The organism is Paenibacillus sp. D9, assembly GCF_001188365.1.
GTDB lineage: Bacteria > Bacillota > Bacilli > Paenibacillales > Paenibacillaceae > Paenibacillus_O > Paenibacillus_O humicus.
This window is the reverse complement of record NZ_JZEJ01000001.1, coordinates 5,194,792-5,208,463: the sequence shown is the minus strand read 5'-3', so window position 1 is coordinate 5,208,463 and position 13,672 is coordinate 5,194,792. Positions and strand designations below refer to the sequence as shown.

Here is a 13,672-nt window from a genome sequence, read left to right as displayed (position 1 = left end):
GGTTCCGTAACGTCCAAAGCGGGCAGGAGCGATAAACCTCGTACTTATATCGCATATTGAAAAAAGCCGCTCCCGATAGGGAACGGCTGTTGAAATCAGCGGTTGAGATAGTCGGTCAAAAGCTTGTTGACGAGTCCCGGGTTCGCTTTGCCGCGGGATTCCTTCATCACTTGGCCGACGAGGAAGCCGATCGCTTTTTCCTTGCCCGCCCGGTAGTCCTCCACCGACTGCGGGTTCGCTGCGACGACCTTCTCCACAATGCTCTGGATGGCTCCTTCATCGCTGATCTGGACGAGTCCCTGCTCTTCCACGATCTGCTGCGGAAGCTTGCCGCTCTCGAGCATTTCCTTGAACACGGTCTTCGCGATCTTGCCGCTGATAGTGCCTTTTTCGAGGAGGCCGATCATTTCTCCCAAGCCTTGTCCGGTAATCGCGACGCCGTCGATCTCCTTGCCGGTCTGGTTCAAATAAGCGAGCAGATCGCCCATGATCCAATTGGACACCGATTTGGCATCGTTCGTATACGCCAGGCTCTCTTCAAAGAAATCAGCCAGCTTTTTCGAGGAGGTGATGACGCCGGCGTCATATGCAGGCAAACCGTATTCGGAGGTGTAGCGGGCTTGCCGTGCATCCGGAAGCTCGGGAATGGAAGCGCGGACGCGCTCCTTCCACTCGTTGTCGATAAGCAGCCGAACCAGGTCCGGATCGGGGAAATACCGATAGTCATGCGACTCTTCCTTGCCGCGCATGGAGAAGGTTTTGCCTTGGGAATCGTCCCAGCGGCGCGTCTCCTGCACGACGGTACCGCCGCCGTCCAGTATGTCGGCCTGCCGCATCTGCTCGTACTCCAGTCCGCGCTGCACGCCGCGGAAGGAGTTCATGTTCTTGAGCTCGGCTCGGGTGCCGAATTTCTCCTGGCCCCATGGACGAAGGCTGATGTTGGCGTCGCAGCGCAGGCTGCCTTCTTCCATCTTCACGTCGGACACGTCGCAATACTGCATGATGGCGCGCAGCTTTTCCAGATAGGCCTTCGCTTCCTCCGGAGTACGGAGATCCGGCTCGGATACGATCTCCACAAGCGGAGTGCCGACACGGTTGAAGTCCACAAGGGAAGCGAAACCGCCTTCGACATGGGTCAGCTTGCCGGCGTCCTCCTCCAGATGGAGGCGGGTAATGCCGATCCGCTTCGTCTCGCCGTTCACTTCAATGTCGATCCAGCCGTTCTCGCCGATCGGCTGATCGAATTGGGAGATCTGATACGCCTTCGGTGAATCGGGATAAAAATAGTTTTTACGGTCGAACTTGCTGATATCGGCCACGGTGCAGTTAAGCGCCATGGCCGCCTTCATCGCGTACTCGACCGCCTGCCGGTTCAGTACCGGCAATACGCCGGGGTGGCCGAGGCAGATCGGGCATGTATGGGTATTCGGCGGCGCTCCGAACGATGTCGAGCAGCCGCAGAAAATTTTGCTGGCGGTATGCAGCTCCACATGCACTTCAAGCCCGATCACCGTTTCGTACGAATTGTATTCCGTCATGGATAACGTTCCTCCTGCTTGCAAGATACGGGCGCTTACAGCTGCGGGCGCGCCTTGTGGTGGTCGGTGTGCTGCTCGAAGGCATGGGCGGCGCGAAGCACGGTCGCTTCGTCGAACGCCTTGCCGATCAGCTGCAAGCCGACAGGCAGTCCGTCCGCGAAGCCGCACGGCACGCTGATGGCCGGCACGCCGGCCAGGCTGACCGGGATGGTGACGATGTCGTTGAGATACATCGTCAGCGGGTCGCCGATCTGCTCGCCGATGCGGAATGCAGGCGTTGGAGCCGTCGGTCCGAGCAGCAGGTCGAAGTTCTCGAATGCCTGGTCGAAGTCGCGCTTGATCAAGGTGCGTACCTTTTGCGCCTTCAAATAGTAAGCATCGTAGTAGCCGGAGCTGAGCGCATACGTGCCGAGCATGATGCGGCGCTTCACCTCGTCGCCGAAGCCTTGGCTGCGTGACTTGCGGTACAGGTCGATGAGATTGTCCGGATTGTCGGCTCGCACGCCGTATCGGACTCCGTCGAAGCGGGCCAGGTTGGAGGACGCTTCAGAGGAAGCGAGCAGGTAATAGGTCGCGACCGCATACTCGGTATGAGGCAGCGATACTTCTTCCCATGTCGCTCCAAGGCTCTCGTACACTTTAAGCGCGGCCAGGACGGCCTCCTTCACTTTAGGATCGATGCCTTGACCCATATATTCCTTCGGAACGCCGATGCGAAGACCTTTGACATCTCCTGTCAAAGCGCTGACGTAATCCGGAATGGCAACGTTCGCCGAGGTCGAGTCCATGCCGTCATGTCCGGCAATGGCTTGCAGAACATAAGCGGAATCCTCGACGTTTTTGGTCAGCGGCCCGATCGCATCCAGCGAGGAAGCAAATGCGACCAGACCGAAGCGGGACACAAGGCCGTAGGTCGGCTTCAAGCCGACGACGCCGCAATAGGATGCCGGCTGGCGGATGGAGCCCCCGGTGTCGGACCCTAGAGCGAAATACACTTGGCCGGCTGCAACCGACGCTGCCGAGCCGCCGCTGGAGCCTCCAGGGACGTAGTCCGTATTCCAAGGATTGCGGACCGGGTGGAAGCTCGAGTTCTCATTGGAGCCGCCCATCGCAAATTCGTCCATGTTGAGCTTGCCGATCGTGACCGCTCCGGCATCGCGCAGCTTGGAAGCCGCGGTCGAGTCGTAGATCGGATTGTAATTGCTCAGGAACTGGCTGGCGCATGTCGTGCGAAGCCCCTTCGTCACAATGTTGTCCTTGATGCCTGCGGGGAGTGCGTGCAGCAGCCCCTTCTCCGCTCCTGCATCGCGGTCCAGCCCTGCAGCCCTGGCACGCGCGGATTCCTCGTTCAGCGTCAGGAAAGCCCCTATCTTGCCGTCCGTCTCCGCGATGCGCTTGAAGGAAGCATCGGTCAGCTCAGCAGCCGACAGCTTGCCGGCGGCGAGCTCGTTATGTACATCCTGAAGTCTCTTGTCAAATAAAGCCAAGCGTTGTTCCTCCTTTCAGCTAGGGATCCTATTCCAGCACGGCAGGCACTTTGAACTGCCCGTCCTCTTCATCCGGCGCGTTCAGCAAAGCGGTCTCGTTGGAAACCGATCCGCGCACCTGATCTTCCCGCATGACGTTCGTCACCGGCAATACATGGCTCGTAGGCTCCACATCCGTCGTATTCAGCTCTCCGAGCTTATCCGCATAAGCGAGTATGGCGCTGAGCTGCTGGGCAAATTGCTCCTTCTCCGATTCCGTGAACTCCAGCCGGGCCAGTCCCGCCACATGCTCCACATCCCGAATTGTTATATTCATCGCGCTGTTCCCCCCTTGCCTCTTCGTCATTCCTTGTATTATACCTTGAGTTCCACAACATTCTCAATGAGCTGCAAATGCAAAAAAGAAGGCGTCCGCCAAGTTGGCGGCGCCTTCTGCGCTTACTTGCTTGCTGTGCCGGAATATCACTTCCAGGCAGAGAGATCGACCTTGGAGCCCGGCTCCACGACCTGGCCCTTCAGGCCGAGCCCTCTCAAGCTCTCGACAAAAGCGCCGGCATCCTGACGGATGGGCGGAAACGTATCGTAATGAATCGGGACGACATGCTCCGCTCCATACCATTCGGCCGCCTGCAAGGCATCCTCTGGTCCCATCGTGAAATGGCCTCCGATCGGGATGAAGGCGATATCCGGCTTGCTGCGCTTGCCGATCAGAGCCATGTCCGAGAACAGACAAGTATCGCCGGCGTGCAAAATCCGCTTGCCGTCCACCTCAATGACAAATCCGGCCGGCATGCCGCCGTAAACGATTCTCTGCTCGTCATCCAGCACGATGCCCGAACTGTGGAAGGCCGGTATCATCGTCGCCTTGGCGAACCCGAGATCGACCGTTCCGCCCATGTTCATGCCGATCGTCTCGGCACCTTGCCAGGACATGTAGGCAGCCAGTTCGGGAATAGCGACGATCGGAGCTCCGTTCGCCTTGGAAATGTCGGCGGCGTCCAGGATATGATCCTGATGCGCATGAGTAAGAAGAACGTAATCCGTGCGGATATCGGACGGATTGCTCTTGGACAGCGGATTGCCGCTTAGGAATGGATCGACCAGCAAAGATTTCCCGTTATCCGCCGTAATTTGAATGCAAGATTGGCCGTGAAAAAGAATTTCCATCCTCATCATCCTCCTCTATCGACTAAAATCCGCTCCGCTTCTTAAATCCAGGCCTTGAGATTGACTTGCCGGATAAAGTCGTCGCGGCTTTGCAGCTCTTTGGATCCGGGCTCTTCGGCAGGCTCTTCGGCTGCGTCGCCATTCATGATCCGGTTGAACAGCTCTTCGTTGCGGGTCGCCAAGGCATAATCGATCAAAGCCTCCCGCTCCACGCGGTCAGCCTCCAGACGAAGCAGGATCTCCTCCAGCTCCACGTCATCTCCCGGAACGAGAAAATTGCGGTTTTCCGCTGGTATGCGGATGACATAATCAAATACATTGTCCGCATTGCGGTCATAGGCAATAATATATCCATACTCCCCGACAGGAAGATTCTGCTCATATTGATCAGCGATGATAACGACCTTGTCTCCGAGCTTCAGCATTGTCACTCGCCCCCCTGCTCTTTGCCGCGGCCTATTGAAATAAACAGAAATGATAGGCTCGCGGACAGCTCTTTTAAAAAGTTTACTAGATGTAGCGGGGTGAGTGCAAACGGATATGTTCAAGAGCCGGCAGATGAAGAGAATAAACCGGGCCGGAGGCAAGGAAATTAACAGTATTGACATGGTTTTCCTGCACGGCAGCACCCTATGCTGCGGCTTCAAATCAAAAGCTAAGTGCTGTGGTTCTTATTAGGTTGTTAGCTGTGGTCTGATAAGGAGCTAAGTTCTGCTGACCTGATTAGGTTAAGTGCTGCGGTTCCCGATCAAGAACTAAGGCTTGTATAGACTGTATTCATCGGGCCGGTCAGCTCGGCGGTTCCTTTCACATGCCAGACAACCGGCTCCATCATGGAAAACAACCGCGGATAAGAGACGGCTATGATCATGACGACGCCGGGCCGATCGAGCGTCACTTCGTAATTGTACCGGGAATTGCGGTACGTGAAAGGAAACGGCTGGCCGGCGTTGATGACTGCCCAGTCTTCCAGCACGACGCGCTGGCGCAGCCTGGAGCCGGGAAGCGGATGACCCGAAGCATCCAGCAGCAGATTGAGCCGCAAGTATTCCATCGCCTTCTCGTACGCCGCCTCTTCATTGATCGTGAACCGGCCTTCGGCCAAATCCTCCTTGTTCAACTGCTGGGCGGCCGCATGGACGGCTCTGCTGACGGAATGCTTGCTCTCGAACAAGGTGCGGATCGATCTTTCCTCATCGATCTGCAGCGCATGGGCGGAAGCCCAGACGGTCAGCATGAGCATGATAAGCAGCAATTTGGACATGGTTTTCCCCTTGCGTGATCAGGATCAGGCATTACGGCACGTATTCGCTCATTTTAATGCCCGATGCGGACATTCTCTCCTCGGGATCAGGCACAGCAATCCCTATCAGGCTGTCGATCTGGAACAGCCTTTCGTAGGGATAGCTGATCGTAAGAAGCAGCCCCGTTCCTCTCAGCAAAGGTCTGGACGAAGAAGTGGCGACGCCTCCATCCGAAGCCGATATGCGGTAGCGGATCTGATCCCGCCTCATTCCAGCCTGCTCCAGCCTGCTGCGGGAGGCTTCGACCATGGCATCGTCAATATAACCGCGGCTGCCGCTCGCCCCCGTTTCGAGAAGGTAATCCACTTCCTTCTGGAGGAGAGCTTCCCTGACGATGAAGACATGCTTGTAAATCGGCGAAAACATCATCCAGCACAGCATTCCTGCAAACAGGACGAATACCAGAATCTGCTTCATGGATCGGTGCTTCGGATCTCTTCCGCCATCCGGCTGCCCATGGAGGCCAACCGGACTATCGATCCTTCCTCTCCGTCCACGACGGATAGGTAAATGGCGATGACCGTTACCAATAAAAGCATGGATACGAGCAGTTCCTTCATGGATCCCCCTTGCTTTCAGCCAGTCGATTGGAGACTTAGGAACTTAAGGCAGCAGGCTGCTGATTTGGCCGTTCGCAGCCGTTCCGTGATTCTGAATCTGCACCCGCGTACCGGTGCCGTTGTCTGCGATTATGGAATTGAACAGCAGCATTACGACAACCAGCATCATGACCGTAACTAAAATATTGCGCATCATCTCACCTCCTTGAATAACATTTGCCTTGCACGGAAGCATGAATCGATGGATTCAAGCAGGAACACAACTGCTGAGCTGCTTGAGCTGTCGAGTTGGATGAGCCGTTGAGCTGCATAAGTGTCGAGTTGGATGAGCCTTGAGCTGCTTGAGCTGTCGAGTTGGATGGGCCGTTGAATTGAATGAGCTGGAACAGCAGCTTGTTCGGCTTAGAGAATTGCGCTAGTTGAGCGAATTGAACAGAGCCTGGCTCTCCCTCACCCACGGATAGATGAAGACCTGAAAGGTATACAGGATCGGAATACCCGCGAGCATGAACAGCATGTACGAGCTCGACTCCTTGCGGCTTTCCTTCAATAGCTCCAGCTTGTCCTTATAATCGCGGATACGTTCCCTTAACAGGACGTAATACGCCTCGTGATCATGCACCCGCAGCGATTCAATCGTCTCGGCGAAGCTCATTCCCTCCTCCGTCCCGATCCGATGCTTGAACTGGCGGATGGATTGTTCGGCATCGTGATACCATTCGCCCAGCAGCCGCTGAAGGTCGCTCCGAATGGATCGTGTATAGGGCACGCATCTCATGAGTTTGGCGTGGATATGCAGGCTGGAGCCTTGCAGGTACAACAGTTGTACGCTTATGGCATGCACTTCCTGGATGACACGCCTCGATCTGGCTTTCTTCCAGGCACCGAGGATGGATTTGTCGGCATAGGCGCAGACAAACACCGCCGCGAATACGGCCATGATAACTGCTTGAACGGGTCGCGCCTCTCCTATTGCCAGCCAGGCTCCGCATCCTGTCACCCCGAGCATGCAAGACTGCATGGCTATCCTCCGCACAAGCAGGTAAAACCCCGGATCGTACTCCAGACCGCATCCGGCCAACAGCGCCGCTCTTGCTTTATAATCGAGGCTATCCCTATAAAGCTTCCAGAATGCAAGCCTTTCATCCGTCACCCGAACATGCTTCCAAGGACGATCGGGAAGATGGAGCCAGCGCTTGCGCTTCGCAGGAAGCAGCTTCCCTAAGAAAAAGATCGAAACCGCGACAAGCACAAACTGTCCCAAAACAGATGCATAGAATAAGACAGCGGCCCAGCCTTCCATCATAATCATAACCACCTGTGTCCTTTACATTTTTTTGCGTGAGAGCCAAAGCCCCATTAAGAAAGACATGAAGATAAGCAGCAGCGCATTCAGCAGCATGTCCCTGCCAGCGGCGTCCTGCAGATAGTACCGATAGGAATTGTCTGCGTTGTACCGGATATTGATCCCCATGAAAACGGCAAGAAAGAGGATCGGCGTAAAATTCGCGATTCGGATCTCCAGAAGCTTATGGCGTTCCTGTTCTGCAATCCGCCTCGACTTGCGCATGTCTCCCACCAGCTCCCGCAAATTTTCGGATACCGGATTGCCTTCAACGAGTGCAATTCGGAGAATTTCGACCAAATAATCGCCCCACATATGACCGAGCGACGAAGCGAAAACTCGAAGGCTGGCTTCGTCATCCCCTCGGACGGACAAGTTGCGGTACAACTGCTCGAAAACGGGCTGCATCGGTCCAAGAAGCCGCTGTTCCTCGACAACCCGCTGCAATGTCCTGCGAATCTGCCGTTCGCCCGTAATCATATAGCACTGGTAAAAGAGCTCCACCGCCGGAAGGAAGTCCATTCTCGCCTGCATCTGCCGATGCAGCAGCAGGCTTCTAAGGAAAACGTAAGGGATCAGCCCTCCCATGGCTCCGGAAAGCAGACTTCCCTTGAAGCTCAAAAACAGCAGCCCCCCTCCCGCAGATCCGGCGGCCAAAAGAAAGAAGGAGAGAAGCAAAAAGCCTTCGGGTTTGATTTTAGACTGCACCGATTCAAGCAAGAGGGAAATATGACTGTACAACCGCTCCTGCTTCGCTAACAAGGAAGCAAGCCTTGCCTTGACGCTGCGGTCGCGGCGGTAGTGAAGTCTGGCTGCCGAATAATAGGCCCTCTCTCCGTGACGAAGCATCGCCATCACCAATATGAAGAGGCATAGTCCGAGAAGCAGGGAGGCCGCTGCGGCAAGTACCCCTCCGCTCACAGCTGCAGCGCCTTCATCGGAATCTCCGTCCGATATTCGCCAGCTTCAGCTTCGGTGACCGCAAATCCGGCAGAAGACAACGTAAATCCAGCTTCGGCAAAGCGCCTGCAATCGTCCGGATCAGGAGAAGCAGCCACATGCCAGCTGCCTGATCCGCGTACATAGACGGCCCAGTCGAGCACGCTTGCTTGTCCCCGATCCCAGCGGATCCGGCCTATTCTTACGATTCTCCGCTTGCCGTCCAACACTTGCATCTCGATTCCGATCTGGGTCACATAACCCGCGATCCGCTTGGAGAGCCGGTCCGGATTCATGGCTCTGCCGTCAAGCATACACATATCGCAGATCGTATCCGGTATATCTTCAAGACGGTTCGCATGAACGGTCGTCATGCTGCCCGAGTGCCCCCGGGTGCAGGCTCTTACGTAGATGTTCGCATCGTCATCCCGAATCTCGGCATGGATGATCCTATCGGGAGATTGTCGGAGCGCCAGCTTGAATGCTTGCTTGGAACGATGGAGCGGATCATCCTCGTCCATTTCGTATTCCACCGCGTTTTTGTTTGGAAAGTCTCGGCTAAGCATCATCTCCAGCCGGCTTTCCAGCGTGACGAGACGCTCGTCATCGGGCAGCTCGGCGATGAGAGCCTTGAGCAGATGGGTTTTGCCGGAACCCGTCGGACCGATAATGACCAGATTGTACCGGCAATCAAGCGCGGCTCTCAGCATGGCCGCCATGGCGGCGTTCATCGTGCCGCATTCGGGAGAGATCAGCTCTTTCAGACGAAAAGCCTTTGATGCGTAAAAACGAAGCGTAAGCGTCGGCTGGGACGTGAATCCGAATCCCGTCATCGTAACGCGGGTGCCGTCCCGCAGCATGACTTCGGCCCATCTTTTGCGGGGATTGATGCGGTCGTTATTGTAAAGAACAAGATTTTGCTGGATCCGCTCCACTTCCTTCAATGACTGGAAACGGTATGGAGACCGCGAGACCCGACCTTCCCGCATCACATAAATTCTTGTTCCTACAACCTGGATTTCTTCCAAGCCGATCCGCTCCTGAAGGACAAGCTCCAGCGCCCCAAGCCCAATGACTTCTGCGAACAGCGCCTCCGCCAAGGAAGGATATCCGCCAGCCGTTCCGGGCAGCTCGTGAATGCGCAGCCTCAACAGCCTGTCCGTGATAAAAGCCAGAATCTCCTTGCGCTCTCCTGAATAACCGAGAACGGCCCGATTCAGCTTCTCGCCGTATTCACGCCGCTCTTCCTCCGTCAAGCCTCGGGGCGAAGCTAGATATGACCTCATGTCATCCGCCGCTTTGGCAAAGTCGGACGGCTTCCGAGCCTGATCCCCGTCAGCTTCATCGACGTCTTTGATCATCATCCGGACGACCGGAACGGTTCCGGCTTGCTTCGGCGAGCTTTCGTTCGGATCCTCGTTCTTGAGCTTCGCGGAATAGGCGGAGGGAGAGAATCGCTTCTCTCCGCTCATACTCCCAGCTCCCCCCGATGAGCGCGCAGCCGACGGTACCAAGGCTGCGATTCCACAGCCGGCCGCTGCCTCAGGCCATGCCGTTTCACAAGCGTCTCTGCAGGACCGCTCATGGCCTGGGCTCCGGCAGCATCCTTCTTGAGCCAATGCCCGTATCGGCCATGGTCAAGGGAATCATAAAAAGCTTCATTCGTTTTAAAACTCCCGATTAGCGGCAGTCCTGTTTCTTTTCCAATTTCCTTCATCTTGTATCCTCCGGTTCTCCAAGGGGTTTGAATGGGAAGCAGTTCGTATCGGCTCGGATCGACTCCGAATAAAGGGGACACCTGGCGAATCCAGCGGCTGCAATCCTCCTGGAAATGCGAGAGCGCTCCGGTCGTGCACAATATCCGGGAATCTGCGCGCCGAGCCGTACTGATCGTCGCGGCATTGTCCCAGCAGCAGCCGGCGTCCGCCACGACCGCCGAAAAGGTCCGTGCAGCTGTCTCCAACAGATGCTCCGCTTCCTCCGGCGTGAAATATTCGGCCTGGTCCCTGAGCAGATTGCCAAAGAGAGCATGTACGCCAGGCTCATCCGGGAAAGGCCAGCAAGCCCGCCTCAGCATCCGAGGCGTCAGGGAGCGGGATTTCAGCTCGGGACGGATCGCGTCCAGCGTATGAGCAGGAGCATCGCTCCCAAGGTAACGATGGATTTTGGCGCTCTTCAAGTTCAGGCATAGGAAGCCTACCTCTCCGCCGGTCTGCTCCGCGATTCGGCAGGCTGCCGCATAAGCCGCCGCCGTCGTCCCGATGTTGGGCGTCGTCCCGATAAAGGCGATCAGCGGTGCCGTCATGGCCTGCCTCCCGCGGCGGCAGCCGCCACAGCGTTGAGCGAGTCGGGGCTATAGGCCACGACGAGCTTGCTCTCCCCCGACTTGCAAAGCGAATCGATCCGCAGCCATTGCTCTTCCGTCAGATTCAGGTTGATGTCCTCGATTCTTCCGTTCGCATCCCGGCGGGAAGCATACATCTTCTCGCGGTCGCCAGAGGCAAGCGACAGCAGATTGGGATTGTCCATGTCGTCGATTTCCTGGTTTCCTCCGGTCTTCACCGAAGCGACGATGACCGGTTCCGGGAACAGCCTTTCCGACAGCTCAGCCGCTCCCGATACGTACAGCTGCACCCGATCGCCGGCACGGATGCCGTTGGATACCGAAAGCACATAGCTTCGGGGCAGCTGGAAGGTAGATTCGTTTTTGGCCGGCATGAGCCGGTATCCGTCCATCTTCCAGCTTCGAAGCGGCTCTCCTTCTCCAAGCGGGACGATTGCCTCCTTGCCCGCAGCCAAACCCATCTCCGTCATCATGTCGGCATTGAACGCCATCTCCGGAATCGACATATAACGCAGATCTTCCGCAGCTATCCTCTCTCCGGCTGCAATGAAGCGCTTGGGAGCGACGATCTGCACCGATTGCCGCCTCTCCAGCATGTTGGATTGGACTTGATAAAGGCCGTATACAAGTACGGCGGATAGCGCAGCTGCCAGTAAAGCGGTGGATTTTTGATTTCTTTTGAACATGTTGCTCCCTTCTCTGCCCCGGAAAAACAAAAAACGCAAGCAGGAACCGGTAATCCGGTTCAACTGCTTGCGTTCTTCGCGAGCAAAACGATGCCATGCATCGTATACGGTTATGTTTGAGTCTATAGTATCAACAGAATAAATACCTGTCCAGCATTTTTTTCCATATTTCCCTCATCGGACACAATCGCCAGGCAGAAAATGGCAGAGCCGATTATCTGCCGGCTTAAAAGTCGATCAGACCGACGCTGATCTGCAGCGCGTCGTCGACATGTCTCATCATCTCATCGTCGAGATGCGTGATCTTGTCAGTAAGACGCTGCTTGTCGATCGTGCGGATCTGCTCGAGCAGGATGACTGAATCGCGATCGAAGCCATGAGCCTTGGCGTCGATCTCAACATGGGTAGGAAGCTTCGCCTTCTGGATCTGGGCCGTAATGGCCGCTACGATGACCGTCGGGCTGAAGCGGTTGCCGATATCGTTCTGAAGGACAAGCACCGGGCGCACGCCGCCTTGCTCGGAGCCTACGACGGGAGATAAGTCTGCAAAGAATACGTCGCCGCGTTTGACGATCAAGAGCTACACCCCGCTGACGAGGCGGCCCAGCGCACGGTCTGCGTCTTCTTCCGCGTGGAAAGCTTCCGAGGCCATGTTCAAGTTGATCTTAGCCATTTCCAGATAACCGCGCTGCATCAATTCACGGATCTGACGTTTTTTGCGCTCCACGAGATAAAGCTTCATCGCCTGCCGAATGAACTCGCTGCGGTTGGAATTCTCCTTGGCCACGATTCCGTCCACTTCTTCCAGGAGCTGGTCCGGGATACTGATCATGATTCGTTTGGTATTCTGCAGATTGGCCACCAACTCGCACCTCCAAAACTTGTCAAAGCCTATTACCATTATGTCTCCGTTGGTATCGAGCTATACTCAACCATACCTATGAAAGGGCACTTTTCGTTAGAACGGCAAGATCCTTCAATAGTCGTTAAAAGGCTATTCGCCGCATAGCGACGCGATTCCTTCTTGACTTCTTCAAAAAATGACAAGAAGCCTCACATCCCTCCGCCGAGAAGCGGATTCGACACTTCGACGACCGCACCGCCGCGAGTGTAAATCCGCGGGACGCGCGCAGCAAGCATGCAGGTGAGCTCGTAATTGATCGTGCCGAGCTTGTCGGCAACCTCTTCGGCCGAGATCCGCTCTTCCCCTTGCGAGCCGATGAGGATGACTTCCTCGCCCGGCAGCACCGGGAATGTACCCGCATTGTCTGCGGCTGCAAGCGCAATCATGCTCTGATCCATGCAGATCGTGCCGACAACCGGAACTCTGCGGCCGCGCAGCAGCGCTTCTGCCTTGCCGGTGAGCATCCGGCTGAAGCCGTCGGCATATCCGACCGGCAGCGTGCCGATCCGGGTATCTTCGCCGGCGACGAAGCGGGTGCCGTAGCTCACTCCCCAGCCAGGGGGCACCGTCTTCACGTGCACGACTTCGGTCTTCAGGGACAAAACCGGACACAGATCCACTCTGCCGAATTCCACTTCATTCGACGGATATAGACCGTACATGCCGATGCCGAGACGGAGCATGTCTCCGCCCAGCTCCGGCGTATCCATGCCTGCCGCCGTATTGGCGCTGTGCAGGATTGGAATCGGAAGGCTGCGGCTGCGCACGTAATGCATGATCCCGGCAAACCGCTCGTATTGCAGGAGAGTGTAGCTCTTGTCGGCCTCATCCGCTTTGGCAAAGTGGGTGAACACACCGTCGACCTGAAGCCGAGGGATCGCGAGCGCCTTCTCGATGAACCGTTCGGCCGCTCCGCTGCCGTCGGCGAGCGTCCCGAGCCGGCCCATTCCGGTATCCACTTTGATATGAACCTTAAGCTTGCGCCCATCATCCTCGGGCAGCGATGCCGCCGCCTCCAGAACATCCTCCCGGAATAAGGCGATTGATACATCATGCCGTCGCGCCGCCGGCAGTCCCTCCGGCGGAACGTATCCCAGCACGAGAATCGGCGCGGCAATGCCCGCCCTGCGGATCGTGAGAGCTTCGTCAAGAAAAGCCACACCCAGATAGTCGATTCCGCGAGCCTCGGCTTCGCGGGCGACCTGGATGAGGCCGTGTCCATAGGCATTCGCCTTGACGGATGCCATCATCTTCATTCGTGCCGGCAGCGCGGAGCGGAAGGCTGCGATATTGTGAGCCAGTGCATCCAGGGAAATATGAGCTGCGGTCGGCCGATAAAATGCCGCTTCATCCATCGTATTTCAGTCCTTTTCTTTTGAACCCAGTGCCTCTAATGTT

General features: G+C 56.4%; 17 protein-coding genes. All 17 read right to left on the bottom strand.

Going from position 1 to position 13,672, the window contains the following annotated elements; translation table 11 throughout:
• Positions 1-95: 95 nt before the first annotated feature.
• The 17 genes from gatB to alr all read right to left on the bottom strand — a co-directional run bounded on the left by gatB (position 96) and on the right by alr (position 13,629).
• Positions 96-1,538 (bottom strand): Asp-tRNA(Asn)/Glu-tRNA(Gln) amidotransferase subunit GatB, encoded by a 1,443-nt coding sequence (gene gatB, locus VE23_RS23240; RefSeq protein ID WP_048745821.1) that lies wholly within the window; start codon positions 1,536-1,538, stop codon positions 96-98.
• A gap of 35 nt (positions 1,539-1,573) precedes the next feature.
• Positions 1,574-3,025, bottom strand: a complete 1,452-nt coding sequence (gatA, locus tag VE23_RS23235) for an Asp-tRNA(Asn)/Glu-tRNA(Gln) amidotransferase subunit GatA (protein WP_049869297.1) — start codon at positions 3,023-3,025, stop codon at positions 1,574-1,576.
• Positions 3,026-3,053: 28 nt separating this feature from the next.
• Positions 3,054-3,341, bottom strand: coding sequence for an Asp-tRNA(Asn)/Glu-tRNA(Gln) amidotransferase subunit GatC (gatC, locus tag VE23_RS23230; RefSeq protein ID WP_049869296.1), 288 nt, complete (start codon positions 3,339-3,341; stop codon positions 3,054-3,056).
• Between the two features lie 146 nt (positions 3,342-3,487).
• Entirely contained in the window at positions 3,488-4,192 is a 705-nt protein-coding gene (locus VE23_RS23225; RefSeq protein WP_049869294.1) for a metal-dependent hydrolase, read from the bottom strand.
• A gap of 41 nt (positions 4,193-4,233) precedes the next feature.
• Positions 4,234-4,617, bottom strand: a complete 384-nt coding sequence (locus VE23_RS23220) for a hypothetical protein (protein WP_021877246.1) — start codon at positions 4,615-4,617, stop codon at positions 4,234-4,236.
• Positions 4,618-4,940: 323 nt separating this feature from the next.
• On the bottom strand, positions 4,941-5,456 hold the full coding sequence (locus VE23_RS23215) for a hypothetical protein (RefSeq protein WP_049869293.1): 516 nt from the start codon (positions 5,454-5,456) through the stop codon (positions 4,941-4,943).
• Positions 5,457-5,487: 31 nt separating this feature from the next.
• Positions 5,488-5,913, bottom strand: coding sequence for a hypothetical protein (locus tag VE23_RS23210; RefSeq protein ID WP_049869292.1), 426 nt, complete (start codon positions 5,911-5,913; stop codon positions 5,488-5,490).
• The gene (locus VE23_RS26755; protein WP_157054034.1) at positions 5,910-6,056 is read right to left on the bottom strand and encodes a hypothetical protein; all 147 of its coding nucleotides are present in this window, start codon (positions 6,054-6,056) and stop codon (positions 5,910-5,912) included. The genes VE23_RS23210 and VE23_RS26755 overlap by 4 nt, the downstream gene beginning before the upstream one ends.
• A 43-nt stretch (positions 6,057-6,099) precedes the next feature.
• Positions 6,100-6,252 (bottom strand): hypothetical protein, encoded by a 153-nt coding sequence (locus tag VE23_RS26750; protein ID WP_157054033.1) that lies wholly within the window; start codon positions 6,250-6,252, stop codon positions 6,100-6,102.
• Between the two features lie 219 nt (positions 6,253-6,471).
• Positions 6,472-7,362 (bottom strand): hypothetical protein, encoded by an 891-nt coding sequence (locus VE23_RS23205; RefSeq protein WP_049869291.1) that lies wholly within the window; start codon positions 7,360-7,362, stop codon positions 6,472-6,474.
• Between the two features lie 21 nt (positions 7,363-7,383).
• Positions 7,384-8,322 (bottom strand): type II secretion system F family protein, encoded by a 939-nt coding sequence (locus tag VE23_RS23200; protein WP_049869290.1) that lies wholly within the window; start codon positions 8,320-8,322, stop codon positions 7,384-7,386.
• Positions 8,319-9,812, bottom strand: a complete 1,494-nt coding sequence (locus VE23_RS23195; RefSeq protein WP_069202517.1) for an ATPase, T2SS/T4P/T4SS family — start codon at positions 9,810-9,812, stop codon at positions 8,319-8,321. Before VE23_RS23195 ends, VE23_RS23200 begins: the two co-directional genes overlap by 4 nt.
• The gene (locus tag VE23_RS23190; protein ID WP_048745830.1) at positions 9,809-10,645 is read right to left on the bottom strand and encodes a hypothetical protein; all 837 of its coding nucleotides are present in this window, start codon (positions 10,643-10,645) and stop codon (positions 9,809-9,811) included. The genes VE23_RS23195 and VE23_RS23190 overlap by 4 nt, the downstream gene beginning before the upstream one ends.
• Positions 10,642-11,370: an SAF domain-containing protein gene (locus tag VE23_RS23185; protein ID WP_049869289.1), complete on the bottom strand. Its 729-nt coding sequence runs from the start codon at positions 11,368-11,370 to the stop codon at positions 10,642-10,644. The genes VE23_RS23190 and VE23_RS23185 overlap by 4 nt, the downstream gene beginning before the upstream one ends.
• Positions 11,371-11,596: 226 nt before the next feature.
• Complete coding sequence (locus VE23_RS23180) at positions 11,597-11,947, bottom strand: type II toxin-antitoxin system PemK/MazF family toxin (protein WP_021877237.1); 351 nt, start codon at positions 11,945-11,947, stop codon at positions 11,597-11,599.
• A 3-nt stretch (positions 11,948-11,950) separates the two neighbouring features.
• The gene (locus VE23_RS23175) at positions 11,951-12,232 is read right to left on the bottom strand and encodes a CopG family ribbon-helix-helix protein (protein ID WP_048745833.1); all 282 of its coding nucleotides are present in this window, start codon (positions 12,230-12,232) and stop codon (positions 11,951-11,953) included.
• Positions 12,233-12,423: 191 nt separating this feature from the next.
• The gene (gene alr / locus VE23_RS23170; protein ID WP_049869288.1) at positions 12,424-13,629 is read right to left on the bottom strand and encodes an alanine racemase; all 1,206 of its coding nucleotides are present in this window, start codon (positions 13,627-13,629) and stop codon (positions 12,424-12,426) included.
• Between the last annotated feature and the right edge of the window lie 43 nt (positions 13,630-13,672).

Coding starts and splice junctions, on each gene's coding strand:
- gatB (WP_048745821.1), bottom strand. CDS start 1,538: ATGACGGAATACAATTCGTACGAAACGGTGATCGGGCTTGAAGTGCAT.
- gatC (WP_049869296.1), bottom strand. CDS start 3,341: ATGAATATAACAATTCGGGATGTGGAGCATGTGGCGGGACTGGCCCGG.
- VE23_RS23225 (WP_049869294.1), bottom strand. CDS start 4,192: ATGGAAATTCTTTTTCACGGCCAATCTTGCATTCAAATTACGGCGGAT.
- VE23_RS23220 (WP_021877246.1), bottom strand. CDS start 4,617: ATGCTGAAGCTCGGAGACAAGGTCGTTATCATCGCTGATCAATATGAG.
- VE23_RS23215 (WP_049869293.1), bottom strand. CDS start 5,456: ATGTCCAAATTGCTGCTTATCATGCTCATGCTGACCGTCTGGGCTTCC.
- VE23_RS23210 (WP_049869292.1), bottom strand. CDS start 5,913: ATGAAGCAGATTCTGGTATTCGTCCTGTTTGCAGGAATGCTGTGCTGG.
- VE23_RS26755 (WP_157054034.1), bottom strand. CDS start 6,056: ATGAAGGAACTGCTCGTATCCATGCTTTTATTGGTAACGGTCATCGCC.
- VE23_RS26750 (WP_157054033.1), bottom strand. CDS start 6,252: ATGATGCGCAATATTTTAGTTACGGTCATGATGCTGGTTGTCGTAATG.
- VE23_RS23205 (WP_049869291.1), bottom strand. CDS start 7,362: ATGATGGAAGGCTGGGCCGCTGTCTTATTCTATGCATCTGTTTTGGGA.
- VE23_RS23195 (WP_069202517.1), bottom strand. CDS start 9,812: ATGAGCGGAGAGAAGCGATTCTCTCCCTCCGCCTATTCCGCGAAGCTC.
- VE23_RS23190 (WP_048745830.1), bottom strand. CDS start 10,645: ATGACGGCACCGCTGATCGCCTTTATCGGGACGACGCCCAACATCGGG.
- VE23_RS23185 (WP_049869289.1), bottom strand. CDS start 11,370: ATGTTCAAAAGAAATCAAAAATCCACCGCTTTACTGGCAGCTGCGCTA.
- alr (WP_049869288.1), bottom strand. CDS start 13,629: ATGGATGAAGCGGCATTTTATCGGCCGACCGCAGCTCATATTTCCCTG.